Source organism: Bradyrhizobium sp. 41S5 (assembly GCF_011516665.3).
In the GTDB taxonomy this organism is placed as follows: Bacteria; Pseudomonadota; Alphaproteobacteria; order Rhizobiales; family Xanthobacteraceae; genus Bradyrhizobium; species Bradyrhizobium quebecense.
Genome location: NZ_CP083721.1, coordinates 4,213,935 through 4,235,178 on the forward strand (window position 1 = coordinate 4,213,935; position 21,244 = coordinate 4,235,178).

The following is a 21,244-nucleotide window of genomic DNA, read 5'->3' on the forward strand; positions in this document are numbered from 1 at the left end:
CGATGCGGCTATTTCGATGTCGGCGCCGGTGTCGCCGACGGGGTCGGCGCAGGCGAGGGCGAGGCGGCCGGCGCAGGGGCGGCATTGCCGGCCGTCGACGGCGACGGGGTAGACGCGGCGGCTGCCGCGGCCTGCGGCTGGGCACCCGGATTGATCCAGCAGGCGTGGATGCGGCCGTCGAGGCTGCCGCGCACCTTGTCGTCGATCTGGGCGCCGAACCGGGTCAGGCAGCGGAAGGCGGCCTGGACGTGGCCGCCGGGGCAGCCGAACCGGTCATAGAGGTCGAGATGGCGGAAGGCGGTGTCGAGGTCGTCGTTCCACATCAGGCGGACCACGCGGCGGCCGAGCCAGACGCATTCCGGGTTGCCGGCCGGACCGTTGATGGCCTGCTGGGCCTCGACGAACTCCTCGACCTTGCGCTGGTTGGCTTCCCGCACGGCGTTGGCATTGGCGTCGGGCTGTCCAGGCTGCTGTTTGGCCTGATCAGGCGGATTCGGCGTGCCGCTCTGGGCGAACGCGCCGCCGGCTCCGTTCAAGAGCGCGAGCGCTGTGACGAGGCCCGTTACGGCAAGATGGCGCAAAGCAGTGTTCTTCAACTCAAGCAGCCGTCGACGCATGCATTCCCCGATATGTTCCGGCCCCGGCGGGATCATCCTAAACGGCTGGCGTGATGCCGTCCAAATAGGTCTCCAGTGCGGCGGAGACTCTGGCGAAGTCTGATGACTGGAATTTGGTATTTTGTCCAGCAAACTCACAACTTTATCGGCCCAGCGCAAAACTGTCGCAGGACAACCATGGTATTGACCGATTCCTGGACTTGGCAGACGGGCCGTGACCGGCTAATTCGACGGTCCCCCGGAGGATGGAACCGATTTCGCTTCGTACGCCGCTGGCGCTTCTCCTGATTTCGCTCGCTGTGATTGCATCTGTGTGGTGGTGGCTCGCCACGCCGATTACGCTCGCGCGTGCGCCGATCGATCCTGCCGCAAAGCTGCAATGCGTGTCCTACACGCCGTTCCGCGGCGCCCAGACGCCGCTCGATCCCACCACGCAGATTCCGGTCGAACAGATCGAGCAGGACCTCGCCGATCTCGCCAAGGTCACCGATTGCGTGCGGACCTATTCGATCGAGAACGGCCTCGACCAGGTGCCCGGCGTGGCGGCCAAGGTCGGGCTGAAGGTGATGCAGGGCATCTGGCTCAGCAGCAACCGCTTCAAGAATTTGCAGCAGATCGCGATCGCGGTCCGGCTCGCCAAGGAATATCCCGGCGTCGTCACCTCGCTGATCGTCGGGAACGAGGTGCTGCTGCGCGGCGAGATGACCGCCGCCGATCTTGCCGGCAACATCCGCGCGGTGAAGGCCGCGGCGGGCAATCTCCCTGTCACCTATGCCGACGTCTGGGAATACTGGGTGAAGAACCGCGAGATCTATGACGCGGTCGATTTCGTTACCATTCACATCCTGCCATATTGGGAGGACATCCCGGTCAAGGCGAAGTACGCCGCGGCGCATGTCGACGATATCCGCAAGCGGATGGCGGTGACGTTCCCGGGCAAGGAGATCCTGATCGGCGAGACCGGCTGGCCGAGCGCGGGGCGGATGCGGGAGGGCGCCTTGCCGTCGCGCACCAACCAGGCGCGGGTGGTGTCCGAGATCCTCGATCTCGCCAAGCGCGAGGGTTTTCGCGTCAATCTGATCGAGGCCTATGACCAGCCCTGGAAGCGCAAGCTCGAGGGTACGGTCGGCGGCAATTGGGGCCTCTTCGATGCGATCAAGCGGCAGGTGAAGTACCCGCCGGGCGTTGCGATCAGCAATTATCCGGACTGGAAGCTGCAGATGGCGGGCGGCATGGCGCTGTCCATCGCCACTTTCCTCGCGGCCTGGCTGACGCTGCGCCGGCGGCCCTGGACGCCGCGGCCGTCGGCCTGGATCGCGGTCGCGATTTCGGCGACGACGGCGGGGGCGCTGCTCGGGATCGCCGGCGACAAGATGCATTACGAGAGCTACGGTGTCGGCGGCTGGCTGCATTGGGGCATGCTGCTCGCAGCCGCGATCGCATCGCCCCTGCTGACCGCGCATGCGCTGATCGCCGGGCGCTCGCTGCCGACCTTCCTGGAGCTGGTCGGGCCGCGCGACTATCGCGGCAAGGGTGCGATCGGCGCATTGCTGGCGATCGTGCTGGTCATCACCACGGTCATCGCAGCCGAGACCGCGCTCGGCTTCGCCTTCGATCCGCGCTACCGCGATTTCCCGTACGCTTCGCTCACCATGGCGGTGGTGCCGTTCGCGCTGCTCACCATGCTCAATCGCCCGAAGGAAGGCGTCCGGCCGCTTGCGGAATCCGTGTTCGCCGGTCTGTTGGCGATCGCCGCCCTCTTCACGATCTACAACGAGGGCACGATCAACTGGCAGTCGGACTGGACCTGCGTGATGTACCTCTTGCTCGCCGCTACGCTGTGGCGGGCGCGGGCCGCGCAAAACCCAGGATAAACAAGCCGATCGCGAGCCCCGACAGCACGACGTTGTAGAGCACGATCCCGAGCCCGGCTGCGATCAAGCCAACGGTGAGCAGCACGATCGACGGCCGCGTCAGGTTCAGCACCGCAATCACCAGCGCGGTGATCCCGAACACCGAATTCTTGAACAGCACGGTCGAGAGCGCGCGGGCCTTGCAGATCATGGTCTGCGTGCCGGCGTCGCAGGCCAGTGCAACCGGCGAGAATTCGATGGCGAGATAGCGCACGTACAGCGCGTAGCCGACGGTGACGAAGCCCACAACCATCAGGAACTGGACCTGATAGGGGGAGAGGCGGAACGGAGGTTTTATCATCGCGGCACTATGGTCGGGAACGGGGTTTCGGACAAGGCTCGGTCAGAGCAGCGAAATCGGTTGAGAATTTGGGCGCAATCCTTTGCCGGACATGATTATTGGCTGTTCCGCCGGAACATCGAGGAGATTGTCGTCGGCTCGGGCTTCTTTTCCTCGGCAACCGGCTGCGACGGTGCGACTGTGCGCCTCGGCGCGGCCCGCCGGTGCGCCAACGCCGGCTTGGCTCCGGCAGGCGGCTCGTTCAGGGCCAACCGCTGGCCGTCATAGATCGCCGTCTCGCAGGTCCGCTGGACCAGGCTGAGGCCGGCGCAAATCCTGGCGGCGGTCCCGGCGTCGTTCAGCGGCCCGGCCACCAGGCGCAACTGCATGCCGAGCCCGTTGCCATTCTCCTTGATGACGATGATCGGTCGCAGCGCAGCCAGCGGCGCGTTGGCCTTCGACTTCAAGAGGCTGCGCCAGAGCGCGCGCAGTCCGTTGACCGAATTTGCCGTGCCGAGATCGACGCCGAACTCGGTGCGCTGGATCTGGGCCTTCGGCGCCTCGTCTTCGACGTCGGAGTCCGGATCCCGGGTGATCATCAGCGGCGGGATCGGCGCGGCGTTGACATCGCTCGAGGTCGGCGGCTTGGGCGCTTCGGTTGCCTTGCTCGGCGCAGGATCGCGCGATGCCATGAGCGGCTTGTCCGCAGCCGGCATGGCCGCGGGCGCTGGCGCGGCCGCCTTTACTTGGTCGGTACTGGCCGCAGCGGTCGCGGCGCTCATCGGACTGGCAACTGATGGGGCGGAAGCAGAAACCGGCGGCGAACTCTCGGAGGTCGACGGCTTCTCCGCAGCAACCGGCGGCCTGCTCGCGGCGGCCGTCGGCTTCTTGTCGGCCGGCATGGGCTTCTCGGCCGCTGCCACTGGTTTCTCGACCGGTGCCGACGCCTTGCTGTCGATGGATGCCACCACCTTGTCGATCGCGGTCGGCTTGTCCAACGGGGCAGGCGGCGTCGTTGCGACGGCGGCAACGGCTGGTGCCGCCGTCGCCGGCGCCGAATTGGCTGATGCGGGCGCCGTAGCAGGCGACGCTGCCGGAGTTGGTGGTGCCGGTGCGGCCGCCACCGGCTGCTTCGCGATCGTGCCGGTCACGGAGTCGAGACCCTGTTCCAGCGTGGTGACGCGCGAATACAGCCGGTCGCGGTCGGCGTTGAGCGTATCGATCGCGGATGCCAGTCGCCGCGTCTCGTTGTGGCTCTCGTTCGCCAGCGTCTGCAGCTGCTGGGCCTGGCGCGCGACATCAGATGCGGCGACCTGGTCGCGCCGCAGCGTCAGCGCCGACTGGTTGGCCATCACGGCGATGGTGAACGCACCGACCGCAACCACGCCCCACGAGCCGAGCCGCCACAGCACGCGGCGATCGAAAGCATCCTCCTCGGCCAAAAAGCCGGTGGTGCTTTCGGTGTCGAAATCCGCCGCCAGATTGTCGGGATCTTTGGCCAAAGCCCGCTTGGCCCTCCTCAAGGCCCGCCGAATCACGAGGCAAAGATTAACAGGAAATGGACCGGGAACTTGAATCTGGGGAGCCACGGAGGCGAATCGGTTTCTTCTGCCGGGGAAAACAATTAAAGACGGCCTCGAAGAAAGCGTTGCGCAGCTGACTGCGCGAACCGTCGAGGATGTGAATGACTGCGCGTACGAGCCTGACAGTGGTGCTTGCGGCCGGCGAGGGCACGCGGATGCGCTCGTCGCTGCCGAAGGTGTTGCACCCTGTGGCCGGGCAGTCACTGCTGGCGCATGTGCTCGATGCCGCCGGCTCCGGCGAGGGATCGCAGCTCGCGGTCGTGATCGGTCCCGACCACGAGGCGGTCGCCGCCGAGGCGCGCCGGGTGCGGCCCGATGCGCAGACCTTCGTGCAACGCGAGCGGCTCGGCACGGCGCATGCGGTGCTGGCGGCGCGCGAGGCGCTCGTCCGCGGCTCCGACGACCTGCTGGTCGCGTTCGGCGACACGCCGCTGATCTCGGCCGAGACCTTTGCGCGGATGCGTGCGCCGCTGCGCGACGGCGCTGCGCTTGCGGTGCTTGGTTTCCACGCCGCCGACCCGACCGGCTACGGCCGGCTGGTGACCGAGAACGGCAAGCTGATTGCGATCCGCGAGCATGCCGATGCCAGCCCCGAGGAGCGCAAGATCACGCTGTGCAACGCCGGCGTGATGGCGTTCGACGGCAGGAAGGCGCTCGCGGTCATCGAGAAGATCGGCAATGCCAACGCCAAGGGCGAATATTATCTGACCGATGCCGTCGGCATCGTCAGGGAATTGGGACTGGAGGCCGTCGTGATCGAAACCAGCGAAGACGAAGTGCGCGGCATCAACACCAAGGCGCAGCTCGCCGAGGCGGAGGCCGTGATGCAGGCGCGGCTGCGCAAGCAGGCGCTCGAGGCCGGCGTGACCCTGATCGCGCCGGACACCGTTTATCTCGCCGCCGACACCAGATTCGGCAAGGACGTCGTGATCGAGCCGTTCGTGGTGATCGGATCGGGCGTTTCGATCGACGACGGCGCCGTGATCCATTCCTTCTCGCACATTGTCGAGGCCCGTATCGGCAAGAAAGTGTCGGTCGGTCCCTATGCGCGGCTGCGGCCCGGCACCTCGCTCGGCGACGGCGCGCGGATCGGCAATTTCGTTGAGACCAAGGCCGCGACGCTGGAGGCCGGCGTCAAGGTCAACCATCTCTCCTATGTCGGCGACGCCCATGTCGGCGCCAATTCCAATCTCGGCGCCGGCACCATCACTTGCAACTATGACGGCTTCCTCAAGCACAAGACGCTGATCGGCGAGGGCGCCTTCGTCGGCACCAACACCTCGCTGGTCGCACCGGTGACGATCGGCAAGGGCGCCTACATCGGCTCGGGCTCCGTCATCACCAAGGACGTCCCCGACGACGCGATGGCGCTCGAGCGCAGTGAACAATCGATCCGCGAAGGCGGCGCCGCCCGCTATCGCGCGGCGAAGCTGAAGGCGAAGGCCGCGAAGGGGAAGTGAGGCCGTTGCGTCGCTGGCATGCGCCTGCCTGACGATGTCGTTGCTACGCATCCCAATCCAAGGTGTCATCACCCGCGTCAGTGATCTGTCCGGTCTAAACACCATGCGGGTGATCCAGTATTCCAGAGACGCCAGTGCTTGAGCCGTGAGGCCGCGGCGCACTGGATCGCCCGGTCCCCGTCTCCGCCAAGGCTTCGACGAGGCAACGCGTCATAGGCGCGCCGAAGCTTTAACGGAGGCCGCGAGCCGGGCGATGAAAGTGTGGGTGGGGACGCAACTGCGGATCTCGCGACATGATCCGCCCGAGCTTTGCTGTTCGTTTCGCCACTCTGAGACACACCCGTGACAATGCGCAGCGCCCCTCGATCGGGTGAGACGGGACAATTCACGGCACTTGACAGGTTTTGGCTGCGTTGCCCGTCGGGTCCGTTTGTCGCAGATGCGTCAGGCGGCACGCGCAGACTGGTCCGAGCCTTGAATCAGATTGTTCAGCATCTGACGTTCTTCCTTGATTCTTCGCTTGAATAGCTCCCGATCGTGCTCCGACTTCGCAGTATCGAGCAGGAATTGATAATGGCCTATGATTTTTTCACTGCCACGTACGAGCAGACGCTGCAGTTCTGTCATGGCTGCGCCTCGCCAGATCGGCTGATAATTTCATCGTCCGGTGGTCGGTCAACGGCGAGAGGCGGTATGTCGGCCACCAATATCTGCATCGCCATCTTCTCTTCAGAAAGACGTCGTTCAATGAACTTGCGTTCCAAGTCGGAAAGCTCGGTATTGAGCAGCCGCCTATACCGGCCGATATTGTTCCGATGCGTGCGCAGCCGTTCGAGGCGCTCGTCAATCAATTCTGAAGTTCGCTGCTTCTCTTTGCTGAATCGTGACCACCAACGCTCTTCAATCCTCTCGATGACTTGCTTCGGCAGTCTGATGCCGGTCATGGAACAGCACTCCTATGCAGCAGCGACGTTGCGCAGCGTGGAGCGCAGCCGAGCCGGCCTTCCTCCGGGTGGTTCACGCGGATCATCAAGGGCGCGTAGCGCGTCCAGGATATCGCTGACTGGAACGGGCGATCTGAGTTCTGCAGGAGCACGCAGCGCAGGATTGGACGCAACGGCGCAGGCATCCGAAGCCCAGGATGCCAGAATGGCTCTCTTCGTCGCCTTCGTCAGGTAGGGGTCGCGCACCAGATCGCGAGGATGCTCGTACTTTTGCCTGCCTCTTGTTGGCAGGCGAAATGCAAGGACATTGTCAACAGGCGCGGTCGTCGGCCGCATGGGTGCCTCCATTCTCAGGACGAAATCGGAAATGAGGAGCCGCGCTCCAGCGGAGCGCGGCTATGCGGGGCGTCAGGCTGCAACGCCTTCCAACTGGCGCGTTGCCTTGTTTGGAAGCGCATTGATCGCAATTCGCCTCGGCTTCATGGCCTCCGGCACTTCACGGGCGAGCTCGATCTTGAGCAGGCCGTTGTCAAAGGCAGCGCTCTTGACCTCGACATGATCGGCGAGACTGAACTGCCGCTTGAAGCGACGGGTCGAGATGCCCTGATAGATATATTGACGTTCGGCCTTTTCGACCTTCGTCCCCTCGATGGTCAGAACGTTCTGCTCTGCCGTCACCGAGATCTCGTCAGGTGCAAAGCCGGCAACCGCGAGCGCGATCTGGTACCGATCTTCCGCAAGCCGCTCGATATTATAGGGGGGATAATTGTCCTCGCCAGCACGCTGGACGGTTTCAGCGAGGTCAAAGAGCCGGTCAAAGCCGATGGCTGACCGGAACAGGGGAGAGAAGTCGTATGTGCGCATAGCCAAATCCTCCATAGAGCAAGATGGGTATGAACGGCACCGGACATGACCGGTGCCCGTCTCGCCTGAACCCGATTGGCGTTCAGGAGCCAAGCCCGTGGGGGCCTAGCGAGCAAAAAATTAGAAAACGGGTTTTCAAAGTCAAGAAGTGCGGCAAAAAAAATCTTGGCCTTAGCCAGCCGCTTTCGGCAGCGCCTGCTGGGGGCCGGGCGGGTGGGCAGCCGCTGCAGGCAAGGCAGGGTATTTGGTGCTTTGAGGACGAGCCGTCGCCGAACGAAGTTGAGGGAACCGGTGCCGGCAAGAACGCGATTTTGTCGTCGATCGGTCGACGCTGTTCAGGCCGCATTCTTCGCCTGATCCTGCGCGTCGGTGCTCGGCTGAACCGGTCCGAGCAGGATGCGCCGCTGCATCTCGTCAAAGGCGAGATTGGCGTTCTTCTCTGTCGTGACCAGCGATAGCAGGATCGCGACCGCGAAGGACAACGGCATGCTGATGATCGCCGGATTGCGCAGCGACACGAACCACCATTGATGCTCGACCGCGGTCAGCGGCTTGCCGAGAATGTCGACCTGGATGGTCGGCGACAGATAGATCAGCACCAGCGAGCTCAGCGTGCCGACGAGGATGCTCGCCGCGGCTGCAGGCGTCGTGAAGCGGCGCCAGGTGATGGCGAGCACCAGCGAGGGAAAGTTGGCGGCGCAGGCGATCGAGAATGCAAGGCCCGCCATGAAGGCGACGTTCTGGCCCTCGAACGCGATGCCGAGAAAGATGGCGAAGATCGAGATCATGACGGTCGCGACACGCGCGACCTTGAGCTGCTCGGCCTCCGAAGCGCTGCCGTTGCGGATCACGTTGGTCCAGACGTCGTGGCAGAGCGTGGCGACGCCCGACAGTGTCAGCCCGGCGACGACGGCGAGCATGGTCGCGAATGCGACCGCACAGATGAAGCCGAAGAAGGCATTGCCGCCGACCGTAAGCGCCAGCAGCGGCGCTGCCATGTTGCCGCCGCCTCCGGCTTTTGCCACCGCGTCGGCACCGACCAGCACCATGGCGCCGAAGCCGATGATGAAGACCATGAGATGAAAGACGCCGATCAGGCCGGTGGCATAGAGGATCGACAGCCGCGCGGCCTTGGCATCCTTCACCGTATAGGCCCGCATCAGCACATGCGGCATCGCGGCGGTGCCGAACATCAGGCCGAGCCCGAGCGAGATGGCGTCCCATTGGCCCGAGACCACCTTCGATCCTGGCTGCAGCACCTTGGTGCCGTATTTCTCGGATGCCGCGGCGAACAGCTTGAGCGGGTTCATCTCGAAATGGGTCAACACGAGGAAGGCGAGCAGGATGCCGCCGCCCATCAGCAGCGCAGCCTTCACCACCTGCACCCAGGTCGTTGCCAGCATGCCGCCGAACAGCACATAGACCAGCATGACGCTGCCGACCACGCCGACCGACCAGGTGTAGGGCAGGCCGAACAGCAGCTTGATCAGCGATCCCGTCGCGACCATCTGGGCGATCAGGTAGAACAGGATGACGGCAAGTGTCCCGACGGCGCCGGCGAGGCGCACCGGGCGCTGACGCAGCCGATAGGCCACGACGTCAGCGAAGGTGAAGCGGCCGACGTTGCGCAACGGTTCGACGATCAGGAACAGAATAATCGGCCAGCCGACCAGCCACCCGATCGAATAGATCATGCCGTCGAAGCCGTTTGAGGTGACGATACCGGCAATGCCGAGCAGGGCGGCGGCGCTCAGGAAGTCACCTGCGAGCGCCCAGCCGTTCTGCCACGGCGTGACCTGGCCGCCGGCGGCGAAGAAGTGTTCGGTGGTGCGCGTGCGCCGTGCGGCCCAATAGGTGATCGCCAGCGTCAACGCCATGAAGGCGAAGAAGAACCCGATCGAAAGCGTGCTGCTGCCCATCTTGCTCTGGTCCCTTTAGCGAAGATTGCGGATGCCGGCATCGAACACCCGGTTCGCCCACAGCACGTAGACCAGGCAGAGCGCGAAGGAGGAGATGATGACGAGCGGGCCGAGCACAATGCAGAGCGACAGGCCGGGCACGAGGATGGTGCCGAGCAGCGCCTTGTCGAACGCGAACAGCCCCATGAAGCTGAAATAGATCACGATCATCGCTGCACTGAGCACGAGCGCGACGATCAGCCGCTTCTTGGCCAAGGCGCTGACGCTCGGCGCCGGATCGGTATTGCCGGGAATAACCACGTTCATGTTTGCCCCCTCAAAACTTCAGCGCGCGCTACCTTGCGCCAATCGGACGAGCTTCAGCCGGGCTCCGATGGAAGGGAACTATGGATTTTTGCAATCTGCCGTGCGCGGCTGCGGCAGGGCATCGGCTAGCGTGACCTGCATGTCGGGGTCCTGCTTCAGGGTATTTTTCAGAAACGCGCGGACGGCGCGGATGCGCGGGGCAAATTGCAAGTCGCTGTGGACGTTGAGCCAGACCTCGCGAACGGTGCCGGCGAGGGTGGGCAGCACGGGGATCAGGTCGGGCCGGTCGTTGGTGGCAAAGCTCGGCAGCATGACGATGCCGAGGCCGCCCGCCGCGGCGTTCATCTGTGCGATCATGCTGTTGGAGTGGAAGGCGATCTTCGGCTCCTCGATGACGTCGGCGAGCCAGCGCACCGAATCGACCTGGATCAGGTCCTCGATATAGGAGACGAACCAATGATCGGCGAGGTCGCGAAGGCTTGCAGGCATGCCGTGATTGTCGAGATAGCTCTGGCTCGCGAATAGCCCGAGCCGAAACTTGCCGATGCGCTCGGAGATCAGGCCCGGACCGGGTGGCCGGAAGAACGACACGAACAGATCTGCTTCGCGCTTGTGCACATAGACCGTCTGCGCTGAGGTGACGAGTTCGACGGAGAGTTGCGGCGCGGTGCGACGCAGTTTCGCGAAGCGTTGCGCCAGATAGAGCGAGGCGATCCCCTCCATGGTGGCTAGCCGCACGGTCCCGACGAGTTCCTGGGTGTCGCTGGCGCTGGCTTCCTCGCGAATGGCGATCACCGCGCTCTCGACCCGCTCGGCATGACGCAGCAACCGCTCGCCGACTTCGTTGAGCTTGAGCCCGGTGCGGTGGCGTTCGAACACCGCAATCCCGAGGGAAGCTTCCATCTGGGCGATCCGCCGACTCACGGTGGAATGATCCAGCCGCAGCCGCTTTGCCGTCTGACTCAAATTTCCGGCACGCGCGGCACAGAGAAAGACCCGCAAATCGTCCCAGTTGATCGTATCGAACATGACCTGCCTCCGGATTGCGGACCTTGCCAGCAAAGCAATTCCCGTTCCAACGCGCGGTCGGCTCCGATCCTTCGCAACCGACCTTGCGACAATTCCCATGCATGCCGCGAAGGCAGGGATGATACCGCTTCGCCTCCCTAGTCCTAGTCGGGATTTTCGTCATGCTCCCTCGTTTCAAGGCTGCTGCCGTCCACGCCGCGCCCGTCTTCCTCGACAGCCGGGCGACCACCGAAAAGGCGATCGCCATCATGCGCGAGGCAGCCAGGGCCGGCGCCGAGCTGATCGCATTTCCCGAAACCTACATTCCCGCTTTTCCGGTCTGGGCCGCGCTGTGGCCGCCGATCGACAATCACGATCTGTTCGTGCGGATGGCGGAGCAGTCCGTGCTGGTGGACGGACCGGAAGTGGCGCGGCTGTGCGCCGAGGCGCGCGGCCTCGGCGTCACCGTCTCGATCGGCATCAGCGAGCGCTCGGCCGTCAGCGTTGGGGGGCTGTGGAACTCGAACCTGTTGATCGGCGAGACCGGCGAAATTCTGGTTCATCACCGCAAGCTGGTTCCGACCTTCTATGAGAAGCTGGTGTGGTCGTCGGGGGACGGTGCGGGCCTCAAGGTCGCCGAGACACGGCAGGGCCGGATCGGTGGGTTGATCTGTGGCGAGAACACCAATCCATTGGCCCGCTTCGCACTGATGGCGCAGGGTGAACAGGTGCACATCTCGAGCTGGCCGCCGATGTGGCCGACGCGGCGCCCGGCAGGCGGCGGCAATTTCGACAACGTCGCCGCCAACCGAATCCGGGCCAGCGCCCATTGCTTCGAAGCCAAGGTATTCGGGATCGTCACCGCCGGCTACATGGACCAGCCGATGCGGGCCTTCCTGGTTGAACGCGACAGAACCATCGCCGACGTGATCGACCAGACGCCACGTGCGGCTAGCTTCTTCGTCGATCCGACGGGTGGGGTCTTTGGCGATGAATTGCAGGACCAGGAAGGGATCGCCTACGCGGAGATCGATCTCAATCGCTGCGTCGAGCCGAAGCAGTTTCACGACGTCGTCGGCTACTACAACCGCTTCGACATCTTTGGCATCACGGTCGACCGCAGCCGGCTGACCCCGGCACGATTTAGCGACGAAGAACAGCCGATGGCAAAAGCGCAGGACGAGGCAATTCTGTCCGTCGATGCTGACGCCGTATCGAATGGGCAGAGGCGCGATGCCAGGAGTTGACCAAAAAGTCAGATCTCATTTGGGTCGCATGCGGACATCGCAGAGCCCGACGCTTTTGATCAGTGCGGAAACGAGCACCGTTGCCAATGCGGAAATGTATGGCTACGCTTTACCCCAGGTTAGCCCCCAAAGCGCTCGTTCGATCGGCCGGACGCTCATGCCCAAATTCCTTCGCATCGGAGTGCATCAGTCGAACGTGTCCGGATACACGTCAAAGGCATGGTGCATTCGACGGGCTGGCTCGACGGTCTTCCTGAAATGGGGCGCCGTTGAGGTTCAGGGCGCCGGAGCCGGGCGAAAGGTCTACTGGACGTTTCCACCGCAGGAAAAAACCATTCGCTGCCGCACGGTGCAGCGTGCCCAGGACTACACCAAGGCCGCAATCGCGCGGCGGCGCAGCCATCGCTATGAACCGCTGACGGGAAATATAGCGAACCGGCGTCGCACCGCCGATCGAGGCTCGGAGCTCAAACAGGCGCTCGCCACCATCCTCTTCGTCGATATCGTCCGATCCACCGAAAAAGCCGCGCGGCTCGGCGACTCGCGCTGGGCAACGGTGATGAATCACTACTACGCCGCCGTTCGCCGCGAGCTAAAGGCCTTGCGCGGCAAGGAGGTCGTGACGACAGGGGACGGCGTGCTGGCGACGTTCGGTGCGCCGGCTGCCGGGATCCGCTGCGCGACCGCGATCCGTGAAGCGGTGCGCACGCTGGGGCTCGAGATCAGGGTGGGACTGCACGCGGGCGAATACAAGGTGAGCGGCGCGGAGGTCATCGGCCTCGCGTTCCACATCGGTGCGCGCGTCGCCGCCAAGGCACGGGCCGGCGAGGTGCTGGTCTCGAGCGCGGTCAGGAATCTGATGTTCGAGTCTGAAATCCGTTTCAAGGATCGCGGCGCGCACCAGCTCAAGGGCGTGCCGGAGCGATGGCGGCTCTACCGGGTAGAACCTTAAGGCGTCCGGCAGGAATTGGACGCCGGTGTTGCGATCAACGCGGACGTGACGCGCTTATGACTGCATGCGCTAACCCTTGCGGGTCGAGATGCTCTCTCGAATTCGTTCCAGCCAGGCGATGATGGCGCCGAGCGCCTGATCGCCCTTGCCGAGAAGTCCCGCCAGTTCGCGCTCCGCACTGCCGCGTCGCGTGGAGTCGGGTTCGGGCAATGGCGGAAGAATGTGGGCGTAGTATGTCTTGTCGAGCAGCCGGTGCAGCAGGCGTTCACCCGGGAATGGTTCGTTGTTGTTCAGGGCACGCGCCCCCTTCAGGATGGTGCGGATATCATATTGCGTGGGGCTGATGTCCGGCACCTGCTTGGGGAGTTTGAGCAGCGTGTACACCGCGACCCGCGCGGTGCGGACCGAGCTGTCCATTGTGAAGATGATGTCGTTCGAGGTTTCCACGAACTGGCCCATCAGCCCCAGATTGGTGCAGCCCGCGGGGACTGGATGCGGCCGGTCGCCCGCCGCGCGGGGCATGAACATTGCGGTGATGTAGGGCATCAAGGCGAGGCGGGCCTTGGTGTTCGCCACCACGGCGTCCAGCTTGTCCTCGATGCCGAGGTGATAGCAAAGCTCCGCCAGGATTTCGCGGCCGGTGCAGGCCGGCATCGGCTTCTTGACGTAGTTGCCCTCCTTGTCCATCAGCAACGCATAGACCCAGACGACCAGGACGTCCTTGGGCTGGGTCGGAAAGTGCGGCTGCCGGTTGCAGGTGAAGCTGAGCACCCAATTGGAGTCGGTGAAGGTGATGATCCCGCCGGTGACCGTCTTGCCGGAATAGGGATCGTTGACCGAAAGCTCCTTCAGCCGGTCGACGAAGGGCGACGGCTTGCAGGTGAGGGTGACCGACTCCCACATCGACTTGTCGACATTGCCGTAGAATTTCTCCGGCTTGCCGAAGATCGGCGATTTCTTCGCCAGGTTCGTCCACAGCGTCCAGTCGCTGGATTCGCCCGGATCATGCTTGCCGCGCTGAAGAACCGGGGCGTGGTCCATGTCGCCATAGGCGGTGCCCTCGGTCATCGATCCCGTGAGTGCAAAGACCAGGTCTTTCGGACCGATCGGAATCCTGGTGTCGGCGCCGCCCACCTTGGCGTGGATCGCGGTCACCGTGCGGGCATCGCCCTCAACCTGGATGTCGAGATCGTGGACGCGCGTATCGAACTGCACCTTGACGCCGCGTTCGCGCAGATGGGTCACCAGCGGACGGACGAAGCTGTCGAACTGGTTGTACTTCGGAAAGATCAGCGCCGACATGTCGGTCAGCCCGTCGATCGCATCGAGGAAGCGATGCATGTAGAGCTTCATTTCGAGCAGGCTTTGCCAGTTCTCGAAGGCGAACATCGAACGCCAGAGGAACCAGAAATTGGTCTCGAGGAAGCCCGGGCTGAAATATTGCTCGATGGTGATGTCGTCGAGATCCTCCTTGCGCTTGAGGAGCAGGCGGATCAATTCCCATTGCTGCGGCTTCGACAGGCCGAGCGTCGAGAAGTCGCGGATCTGGCCGCGCTTGTGCATCAGTCGCGCCTTGGAGAAGTTCGGATCGTTGTCGTTGACGAGCCGGTATTCGTCGAGAACGCTGTATCCTTCGGGTAATTCGAGCGCCTGCACGTCCTGGAACATGTCCCAGAGATTGTCGTAGTTCCAGTTCATCTCGCGGCCGCCGCGGATGATGTAACCGTTCTCGGGATCGCCGGCACCGTCGAGCGAACCGCCCTCGATGTGCATCGTGTCGAGGATGGTGATGTCCTCGCCCTTCATGCCGCCGTCGCGGATCATATAGAAGGCCGCAGCCAGTCCCGCGATGCCGCTGCCGACGATCCAGGCCTTGCGGGCTTCGACCGGCCCCTTTGGCACCGGACGGTTGCGCATGTAGGCGCCCATCATGTCCGGCGGCGGCAGCGTGTTGTGGCTGCTGTTGTGCCAGTAGCGCCTGGACGCGTCGGTTTCGACCTCGAAGTTGGGCGTGCCGGAAGCTGTGACGTCAATCATTGGCGACCTTTCTGGGTGATTGGCATTCGCGATCTCCGTGGACCCGATGTTGGCAGGTCGCCGTGTCATTTTCTGGCCCAAGCCGGTTGCGGCGAAGATGTCGCGCCATGACCGGCGATGCTCCGTCAAGGAAGCGTGTCACGGAGCCGGCAAATTTTCTGTGATTTGGGGACGTCGGCCGCAATGCGGTGCAACGCTACCGCGCGCCGAGGATACGCTGCCACAGCCTGCCGCCGACCAGCTTCCAGCCGAGATAGAAATACAGCACGATCAGCGCGACAGCAGCAGTGCGGGGCCGCCGGTCTGATCGCTCGACATCGAGGTTCCTCATTATCCGCGACAGGCTATCTCGCTTGGCCGGTCAGGTGAAGGCGACCTCGATCCGGTTGTCGGCCTTCGCGGTGATGCGGCACGCCCGCGACAGCGCGTCGGCGGCGATCGCGAGCTTGAACTGATCGGGGATGCCCGAGATGGACAGCACCTCGATCGTCGCGGTGTCGCGCGACAGCCCGCGCACCGTGCAGTCGATCGTGGAATGGCCGGCGTTGAAGCTGATCTTGCCGGCCTTGAACACCCGCCGCGCGGTCGGCGCAATCGACGGCGCCCGGTCGACCCAGGCCATCGCCTGGTTGCGGCCGGCCTGCTTTGCGCCGTACATCGCGAAGTCGGCGTTGCGCAGCATGTCGTCGAAGCAGTTGCCGGGCGAGAGCACCGCGCCGCCGAGGCTGCAGGTGACACTGACCGTGCCGGCCGGCGTCTCGATCCGGGTTGCCGCGACGGCGGCGCGCACCTTCTCGAGCACGCCCATCGCCTGGTCGAGCCTGGTGTGCGGCAGCAGGATGCCGAATTCTTCGCCGCCGAGCCGGCCGATCACATCGGAGCCGCGCAGCGCACAGCGCGCGGAGTCCGCGACCGCCGCCAGCACCATGTCGCCGACGGCGTGCCCATAGGTGTCGTTGACCTGCTTGAAGTGATCGACATCGAGCACGGCGCAGGCCAGCGGACTGAGATGCCGCGCGGCCAGCGCAGTCAGCCGTTCGCCTTCGCCGCGGAAGGCGCGCCGCGACGAGCAGCCGGTGAGGCCGTCCTGCATGCTCAGGTTCCGCAGCATCATCTCGTCGACGGCGATGGCCGCAAGATCGCACAGCATGCTGACGGCATCGGCATCGAACTCGCGGGGACGGGTATCCATCGCGCACAACGTCCCGACGATCGCGCCTGAGATCTTGAGCTGGGCGCCGGCATAGAAGCGGATATGCGGCTTGCCGTGCACGAAGACATTGGTGGCGAGGCGCGGATCGAGCAGCGTGTCCGGAATGACGAGGGGATGGTCCTGCGCGATCGCAAAATTGCAGAGCGCAGGTCCGCGTGCGGTCTCGCGACTCTCCATGCCGTCGCAGGCCTTGAACCATTGTCGATGGCCGTCGATCAGCGTCAGCGTCGACATCGGCACGCGAAAGATCTTCCGGCACAGCCCGGTCAGGCGGTCAAAGGCGAGTTCGCGCGGCGTATCGAGGATGTCGAGTTCCGCCAGCACGTCGAGGCGCTGCGTTTCACGGTCGTGCGTGGCTTGCATCGGGGTACCTCCGGCCGCGGCACCCTCTCCGAAAGGCGTTAACGGTGCGTTGATGTTTGGAACACGTGGTGGTTGCCGGGCATGCCAGCTTCACCCGCCTGGACGCGTGCCGCATCGGTTCCCGCGCGGCCGGCAGGCGATCAGCCGGCACGGCACGCCGGGCTTTCCAATCCGTCGGCGCGGCCGTCTTCGGCGGAGTTCGAAGGCTTGCGGGCCTGACGGATCTTGAAGCGCAGCGCCGGTTGCTCGATGACGCGCCAGGTCGCGGCCGCCGCGATGGTCGTCGCAACGATCAGGAGGACTGCGGCCGGGAAGCCTTGCCATCCGAAGGCATGCAGCAGCATCACGATCGGCACGTGATGCAGATAGATGCCGTATGACAGGTCGGTGCCCGCGAGCGGCTTTGACAGATTGGTCCAGCTGAAGGCTGCCGACATCACGCAGCAGGCAAGAAGGATCGTCAGCACGGTCGATCGCAGTGTCGGGTGGTCATACACGATGCCGTGCTGGTCGCCGAAGAAGGCAATCGCCTCGGCATAGAGCAGGGCCACAGGATGAACTTATCGCGGAACAGCCGGTCGATTCGGCTCCAAAGCAGCGAAAAAAGCGAGCCGATGCCGAAGACCCAGAAATAGAACAGCGGATTTATGCCTCGAGTGACCTCGTCGGTCGCGGTCACGCTGGTCAGACGATGCGAATAGATGGTGAGGGCGAGAACCACGGCCACTGAGGCCCATCGGTAGCGCAGGACCGGCGGCAGGAAAATCACCGGAACGATCAGATAGAATCCCAATTCGAGCACAATGGTCCACAGCGCGACAACGGGCAGGAATGGCAGCGCGTCATTCCAGGCGAAGGGGTATGGCGGCAGCAGCCAGTTGGCGAGCGCGTCGGACCCGGTCGCAAGGATCACCGTCCAGTATCGAAGGAAGTCCGGGTTGAGCAGTGCGCCGAGCGGCAATGCGCCGAATGCGACCAGCAGCGCGAGAACGATCGCGAGATTGAGCCAGAGTGCCGGATAGATGCGCAGGCATCGATTGCGGAGAAAGGTGACGACGTCCCCATCACTGCGAAGGAAGGTGCCGGTGATGAGGAATCCGCTGATGATGAAGAAGATTGGAACGCCGGACGTGTAAGCGACCAGCAGAGGTATCGGCCTGGGCCACGGAACCTGCAGAAAGGCCGCATGCTGCAGCAGGACGTTGCAGGCTGCGAACAGCCGCAACGTGTCGAAATTATTCCTGTGGCCCACATTGCCCCCAGCCAGAGCAAACGCACTCTTGGCATGCTGCGCGAACTGTGTTTGATCGTGTTGGATTATTTCGCGCCGTGTCCGAAGTTGCCGTGGAGGGACTAACACACTCTTAACGTGTGTATTCGAACTCCGGGCATCGGGTCGCGCGAGGCGATTTTGTCGGGCCATGGTTAGCCCCGATTAACCAGCCTTTCGCATCCACCTTGCCGTTTAAGACTGTCGCAATCGGCAATAATTATTGAGTATCTTGCGGCCGGCGATTCCCGTTAAGGGACCGTGTCGCCGCTTTGGCAAATTTTCGGCGATTTTTGGGGACATTGAACCGCATGTGCGGCATCGTCGGCATTCTTGGACGCGCTCCGGTCGCGGAGCAACTGGTGGATTCGCTCAAGCGGCTGGAGTATCGCGGCTATGATTCCGCGGGTGTCGCCACGCTGGAGAACGGCGGCCTGGCGCGGCGCCGCGCCGAGGGCAAGCTGAAGAATCTCGAGGCCCTGCTGGAGGCAAAGCCGCTCGGCGGCCACACCGGCATCGGCCACACCCGCTGGGCCACCCACGGCAGGCCGACCGAGAACAACGCGCATCCGCACGCCACCGAACGCGTCGCCGTGGTGCATAACGGCATTATCGAGAATTTCCGCGAGCTGCGCGAGGAACTCGAGCACAAGGGCGCGGTATTTTCGACCGAGACCGATACCGAGGTCGTGGTGCATCTGGTCGACGATCTGCTGAAGGGCGGCGTCGCGCCGGTCGAGGCGGTGAGGGCGGTGCTGTCGCAGCTGCGCGGCGCCTTCGCGCTCGGCTTCATCTTCGCCGGCCAGGACGATCTGATGATCGGCGCCCGCAACGGCCCGCCGCTCGCGGTCGGCCATGGCGAGGGCGAGATGTATCTCGGCTCGGATGCGATCGCGCTCGGGCCGTTCACCGATACGATCAGCTATCTCGAGGACGGCGACTGGGTGGTGCTGACCCGCAAGGGCGCGACGATCTTCGACAAGGACAACGCCATCGTCCATCGCGAGGCGATCAAGCACACCACCGCAACGGCTTTGGTCGACAAGGCGAACTATCGCCACTTCATGGCGAAGGAGATCCACGAGCAGCCGGAAGTGGTCGGGCACACGCTCGCGCGTTATGTCGACATGGCGACCGAGCGCGTCGCCATGCCGGTCAAGCTGCCGTTCGACTTCAAGGATATCCAGCGCATCTCGATCACGGCCTGCGGCACCGCGAGCTATGCCGGCTTCGTCGCAAAATACTGGCTGGAGCGGCTGGCACGCGTTCCGGTCGAACTCGATGTCGCCTCCGAATTCCGCTACCGCGAGGCCCCGCTGCGCAAGGGCGACCTTGCGATCTTCATCTCGCAGTCCGGCGAGACCGCCGACACGCTGGCGGCGCTGCGCTACGCCAAGGCGCAGGGCGCGCATACGCTGTCGGTCGTGAACGTGCCGACCTCGACGATCGCGCGCGAAAGCGAGACGGTGCTGCAGACGCTTGCCGGTCCCGAGATCGGCGTCGCCTCGACCAAGGCGTTCACCTGCCAGCTGATGGTGCTGGCCGCGCTTGCGGTTGCCGCCGGCAAGGCGCGCGGCGAGCTGTCCGATGCCGACGAGGCCAAGCTGGTGCATGGCCTGGTCGAGATCCCGCGGCTGATGTCGGAAGCGCTCACGTCCGAGCCGCAGATCGAAAAGCTGGCGCGCGAGATCTCGAAGTCGCGCGACGTGCTCTATCTCGGCCGCGGCACCAGCTATCCGCTGGCGCTGGAAGGCGCGCTGAAGCTTAAGGAAATCTCCTACATCCATGCCGAGGGCTATGCCGCCGGCGAGCTCAAGCATGGGCCGATCGCGCTGATCGATGAGCACATGCCGGTTGTGGTGATCGCGCCCTATGACAAGGTGTTCGAGAAGACCGTCTCCAACATGCAGGAGGTCGCCGCCCGCGGCGGCAAGATCATCCTGATGACCGACGCCAAGGGCGCCGCGGAGGCGACCATCCAGTCGCTGGTGACGATCGTGATGCCGGACATGGGGGCGACGTTCGCGCCGATGGTCTATGCCGTTCCGGTGCAGCTGCTCGCCTATCATACTGCCGTGGTGATGGGCACCGACGTCGATCAGCCCCGGAATCTGGCTAAATCGGTCACGGTCGAATAGCCGCAAGTGACGCTGTCACGCAGCCCTTCAAAAACCTGCTAGAATGGCTTAGCTCAGGGGTGCCGCGCGCCGAAGTTCGGGGCAGGATCATCATCTCGCGCTAGCCTTTTGTTTATGCACGATCTTTTCGGAACTCCGCGGCGCACTTTTCCGGATCATGCTGGTGAGGACGGCCGCTTCGACCATCTGGAACAGCAATGACGTCCAACAAAGTGCCTCCCCCCGCGCCAGGTGAACTGCCCCCGGACGCTCCCCGCGGGCTGATGGCGCGGTTCCGCAACTATTTCCTGACCGGCCTGGTGGTGGCCGGACCGATCGCGATCACCTTCTATCTGACCTGGTGGTTCGTGAACTGGGTCGACAATCTGGTCCGGCCGTTCGTGCCCACAGCCTACCGGCCGGAAACCTATCTGCCGTTCGGATTGCCAGGTTCCGGCCTGATCGTCGCGGTCATCGCGCTGACGCTGCTTGGTTTCCTCACCGCCAACCTGATCGGGCGAACCCTGGTCGATCTCGGCGAACGGCTGCTCGGCCGTATCCCTGCGGTGCGTGCGATCTATCGCGGCCTGAAGCAGGTGTTCGAGACGCTGTTCTCCGGCAACGGCTCGAGCTTCCGCCGCGTTGGCCTGGTCGAATTTCCCTCGCCCGGGATGTGGTCGATCGTGCTGATCTCGCAGGCGCCGAGCGCCGAGCTCGCGGCCAGCCTGCCCGGCGAGGAGGAGCACATCTCGGTGTTCCTGCCTTGCGCGCCGAACCCGACCACCGGCTTCTTCTTCTACGTGCCGAGGAGCAAGATCATCGAGATCGAGATGAGCACCGAGGATGCCGCGACGCTGATCATGTCGGCCGGCGTGGTGCAGCCCGGCGCCAACGACCAGAAGCAGCGCGCCGCGGCGCTCGCCGGCATGGCCAACGCCGCGCGCGTCGCCAACCAGGCCTCGCTGCAACCGGCCACACAGCCCGCGCCGGCGAAGGTGGAGTAGAGGCGCGCGCTCCCATGCGGCGTGTCTAGGCGTACGATCGCGCTATTGCACCGTCGTCCTGAGGAGCGCGCTCTTGCGCGTCTCGAACGATGAATCGGCCCGGCTGGTGGCCGTCGATCCTTCGAGACGCGCTTCGCGCTCCTCAGG

At 64.1% G+C, this 21,244-nt stretch carries 21 protein-coding genes; 6 read left to right on the plus strand and 15 right to left on the minus strand.

The window, feature by feature from the left end:
- Window positions 1-8: 8 nt before the first annotated feature.
- Window positions 9-617: a beta-1-3, beta-1-6-glucan biosynthesis protein gene (locus tag HAP47_RS20095; RefSeq protein WP_173643513.1), complete on the minus strand. Its 609-nt coding sequence runs from the start codon at window positions 615-617 to the stop codon at window positions 9-11.
- Between the two features lie 245 nt (window positions 618-862).
- Between HAP47_RS20095 and HAP47_RS20100 the strand changes: the two genes are divergently transcribed.
- Window positions 863-2,491, plus strand: coding sequence for a glycoside hydrolase family 17 protein (locus HAP47_RS20100; RefSeq protein WP_173643514.1), 1,629 nt, complete (start codon window positions 863-865; stop codon window positions 2,489-2,491).
- On the opposite strand, the gene HAP47_RS20105 is transcribed toward HAP47_RS20100, so the two are convergent.
- Together HAP47_RS20105 and HAP47_RS20110 are read right to left on the minus strand one after the other, a co-directional pair.
- Window positions 2,451-2,831: a hypothetical protein gene (locus HAP47_RS20105; RefSeq protein ID WP_173643515.1), complete on the minus strand. Its 381-nt coding sequence runs from the start codon at window positions 2,829-2,831 to the stop codon at window positions 2,451-2,453. The genes HAP47_RS20100 and HAP47_RS20105 overlap by 41 nt on opposite strands.
- A gap of 95 nt (window positions 2,832-2,926) precedes the next feature.
- On the minus strand, window positions 2,927-4,312 hold the full coding sequence (locus HAP47_RS20110; protein WP_173643516.1) for a hypothetical protein: 1,386 nt from the start codon (window positions 4,310-4,312) through the stop codon (window positions 2,927-2,929).
- A gap of 182 nt (window positions 4,313-4,494) precedes the next feature.
- Between HAP47_RS20110 and glmU the strand changes: the two genes are divergently transcribed.
- On the plus strand, window positions 4,495-5,853 hold the full coding sequence (gene glmU, locus HAP47_RS20115) for a bifunctional UDP-N-acetylglucosamine diphosphorylase/glucosamine-1-phosphate N-acetyltransferase GlmU (protein ID WP_173643517.1): 1,359 nt from the start codon (window positions 4,495-4,497) through the stop codon (window positions 5,851-5,853).
- Between the two features lie 444 nt (window positions 5,854-6,297).
- Here the strand turns inward: glmU and HAP47_RS20120 are convergent, their stop codons facing one another.
- The 7 genes from HAP47_RS20120 to HAP47_RS20150 all read right to left on the minus strand — a co-directional run bounded on the left by HAP47_RS20120 (window position 6,298) and on the right by HAP47_RS20150 (window position 10,915).
- A complete protein-coding gene (locus HAP47_RS20120) occupies window positions 6,298-6,480 on the minus strand; it encodes a hypothetical protein (protein ID WP_173643518.1) in 183 nt (60 codons plus the stop codon).
- Window positions 6,477-6,797, minus strand: a complete 321-nt coding sequence (locus tag HAP47_RS20125; protein ID WP_231168307.1) for a hypothetical protein — start codon at window positions 6,795-6,797, stop codon at window positions 6,477-6,479. Before HAP47_RS20125 ends, HAP47_RS20120 begins: the two co-directional genes overlap by 4 nt.
- Window positions 6,798-6,809: 12 nt before the next feature.
- Window positions 6,810-7,133, minus strand: a complete 324-nt coding sequence (locus HAP47_RS20130; RefSeq protein WP_173643519.1) for a hypothetical protein — start codon at window positions 7,131-7,133, stop codon at window positions 6,810-6,812.
- Window positions 7,134-7,205: 72 nt separating this feature from the next.
- Window positions 7,206-7,661 (minus strand): Hsp20 family protein, encoded by a 456-nt coding sequence (locus tag HAP47_RS20135; RefSeq protein WP_173643663.1) that lies wholly within the window; start codon window positions 7,659-7,661, stop codon window positions 7,206-7,208.
- 335 nt (window positions 7,662-7,996) lie between these two features.
- Window positions 7,997-9,580 (minus strand): solute symporter family protein, encoded by a 1,584-nt coding sequence (locus HAP47_RS20140; protein WP_173643520.1) that lies wholly within the window; start codon window positions 9,578-9,580, stop codon window positions 7,997-7,999.
- 15 nt (window positions 9,581-9,595) lie between these two features.
- Window positions 9,596-9,886: a DUF485 domain-containing protein gene (locus tag HAP47_RS20145; protein WP_173643521.1), complete on the minus strand. Its 291-nt coding sequence runs from the start codon at window positions 9,884-9,886 to the stop codon at window positions 9,596-9,598.
- 78 nt (window positions 9,887-9,964) lie between these two features.
- On the minus strand, window positions 9,965-10,915 hold the full coding sequence (locus HAP47_RS20150; RefSeq protein ID WP_173643522.1) for a LysR family transcriptional regulator: 951 nt from the start codon (window positions 10,913-10,915) through the stop codon (window positions 9,965-9,967).
- 161 nt (window positions 10,916-11,076) lie between these two features.
- Here HAP47_RS20150 and HAP47_RS20155 point away from each other — a divergent pair, with 161 nt between their 5' ends.
- On the plus strand, window positions 11,077-12,141 hold the full coding sequence (locus tag HAP47_RS20155; protein ID WP_173643523.1) for a carbon-nitrogen hydrolase family protein: 1,065 nt from the start codon (window positions 11,077-11,079) through the stop codon (window positions 12,139-12,141).
- Between the two features lie 157 nt (window positions 12,142-12,298).
- Window positions 12,299-13,093 carry an adenylate/guanylate cyclase domain-containing protein gene (locus HAP47_RS20160; protein WP_173643664.1) on the plus strand — a complete coding sequence of 265 codons (795 nt, stop codon included), beginning with the start codon at window positions 12,299-12,301 and terminating at the stop codon, window positions 13,091-13,093.
- A gap of 69 nt (window positions 13,094-13,162) precedes the next feature.
- Here the strand turns inward: HAP47_RS20160 and HAP47_RS20165 are convergent, their stop codons facing one another.
- The 5 genes from HAP47_RS20165 to HAP47_RS20180 form a co-directional block, all read right to left on the minus strand.
- A complete protein-coding gene (locus tag HAP47_RS20165) occupies window positions 13,163-15,130 on the minus strand; it encodes an oleate hydratase (RefSeq protein WP_173643524.1) in 1,968 nt (655 codons plus the stop codon).
- Between the two features lie 196 nt (window positions 15,131-15,326).
- The gene (locus tag HAP47_RS41355) at window positions 15,327-15,461 is read right to left on the minus strand and encodes a hypothetical protein (protein WP_256458894.1); all 135 of its coding nucleotides are present in this window, start codon (window positions 15,459-15,461) and stop codon (window positions 15,327-15,329) included.
- Window positions 15,462-15,491: 30 nt separating this feature from the next.
- Window positions 15,492-16,706, minus strand: coding sequence for a sensor domain-containing diguanylate cyclase (locus tag HAP47_RS20170; protein ID WP_173643525.1), 1,215 nt, complete (start codon window positions 16,704-16,706; stop codon window positions 15,492-15,494).
- 140 nt (window positions 16,707-16,846) lie between these two features.
- The gene (locus HAP47_RS20175) at window positions 16,847-17,173 is read right to left on the minus strand and encodes a hypothetical protein (RefSeq protein WP_173643526.1); all 327 of its coding nucleotides are present in this window, start codon (window positions 17,171-17,173) and stop codon (window positions 16,847-16,849) included.
- Window positions 17,167-17,931 (minus strand): acyltransferase family protein, encoded by a 765-nt coding sequence (locus HAP47_RS20180; RefSeq protein ID WP_173643527.1) that lies wholly within the window; start codon window positions 17,929-17,931, stop codon window positions 17,167-17,169. Before HAP47_RS20180 ends, HAP47_RS20175 begins: the two co-directional genes overlap by 7 nt.
- Window positions 17,932-18,287: 356 nt before the next feature.
- Between HAP47_RS20180 and glmS the strand changes: the two genes are divergently transcribed.
- Together glmS and HAP47_RS20190 are read left to right on the plus strand one after the other, a co-directional pair.
- The gene (gene glmS, locus HAP47_RS20185) at window positions 18,288-20,114 is read left to right on the plus strand and encodes a glutamine--fructose-6-phosphate transaminase (isomerizing) (protein WP_173643528.1); all 1,827 of its coding nucleotides are present in this window, start codon (window positions 18,288-18,290) and stop codon (window positions 20,112-20,114) included.
- A gap of 197 nt (window positions 20,115-20,311) precedes the next feature.
- A complete protein-coding gene (locus tag HAP47_RS20190; RefSeq protein WP_173643529.1) occupies window positions 20,312-21,097 on the plus strand; it encodes a DUF502 domain-containing protein in 786 nt (261 codons plus the stop codon).
- The last annotated feature ends 147 nt before the right edge of the window (window positions 21,098-21,244 follow it).

Coding starts and splice junctions, on each gene's coding strand:
- HAP47_RS20095 (WP_173643513.1), bottom strand. CDS start 617: ATGCGTCGACGGCTGCTTGAGTTGAAGAACACTGCTTTGCGCCATCTT.
- HAP47_RS20100 (WP_173643514.1), top strand. CDS start 863: ATGGAACCGATTTCGCTTCGTACGCCGCTGGCGCTTCTCCTGATTTCG.
- HAP47_RS20105 (WP_173643515.1), bottom strand. CDS start 2,831: ATGATAAAACCTCCGTTCCGCCTCTCCCCCTATCAGGTCCAGTTCCTG.
- glmU (WP_173643517.1), top strand. CDS start 4,495: ATGACTGCGCGTACGAGCCTGACAGTGGTGCTTGCGGCCGGCGAGGGC.
- HAP47_RS20120 (WP_173643518.1), bottom strand. CDS start 6,480: ATGACAGAACTGCAGCGTCTGCTCGTACGTGGCAGTGAAAAAATCATA.
- HAP47_RS20125 (WP_231168307.1), bottom strand. CDS start 6,797: ATGACCGGCATCAGACTGCCGAAGCAAGTCATCGAGAGGATTGAAGAG.
- HAP47_RS20130 (WP_173643519.1), bottom strand. CDS start 7,133: ATGCGGCCGACGACCGCGCCTGTTGACAATGTCCTTGCATTTCGCCTG.
- HAP47_RS20135 (WP_173643663.1), bottom strand. CDS start 7,661: ATGCGCACATACGACTTCTCTCCCCTGTTCCGGTCAGCCATCGGCTTT.
- HAP47_RS20140 (WP_173643520.1), bottom strand. CDS start 9,580: ATGGGCAGCAGCACGCTTTCGATCGGGTTCTTCTTCGCCTTCATGGCG.
- HAP47_RS20145 (WP_173643521.1), bottom strand. CDS start 9,886: ATGAACGTGGTTATTCCCGGCAATACCGATCCGGCGCCGAGCGTCAGC.
- HAP47_RS20150 (WP_173643522.1), bottom strand. CDS start 10,915: ATGTTCGATACGATCAACTGGGACGATTTGCGGGTCTTTCTCTGTGCC.
- HAP47_RS20155 (WP_173643523.1), top strand. CDS start 11,077: ATGCTCCCTCGTTTCAAGGCTGCTGCCGTCCACGCCGCGCCCGTCTTC.
- HAP47_RS20160 (WP_173643664.1), top strand. CDS start 12,299: ATGCCCAAATTCCTTCGCATCGGAGTGCATCAGTCGAACGTGTCCGGA.
- HAP47_RS20165 (WP_173643524.1), bottom strand. CDS start 15,130: ATGATTGACGTCACAGCTTCCGGCACGCCCAACTTCGAGGTCGAAACC.
- HAP47_RS41355 (WP_256458894.1), bottom strand. CDS start 15,461: ATGAGGAACCTCGATGTCGAGCGATCAGACCGGCGGCCCCGCACTGCT.
- HAP47_RS20170 (WP_173643525.1), bottom strand. CDS start 16,706: ATGCAAGCCACGCACGACCGTGAAACGCAGCGCCTCGACGTGCTGGCG.
- glmS (WP_173643528.1), top strand. CDS start 18,288: ATGTGCGGCATCGTCGGCATTCTTGGACGCGCTCCGGTCGCGGAGCAA.
- HAP47_RS20190 (WP_173643529.1), top strand. CDS start 20,312: ATGACGTCCAACAAAGTGCCTCCCCCCGCGCCAGGTGAACTGCCCCCG.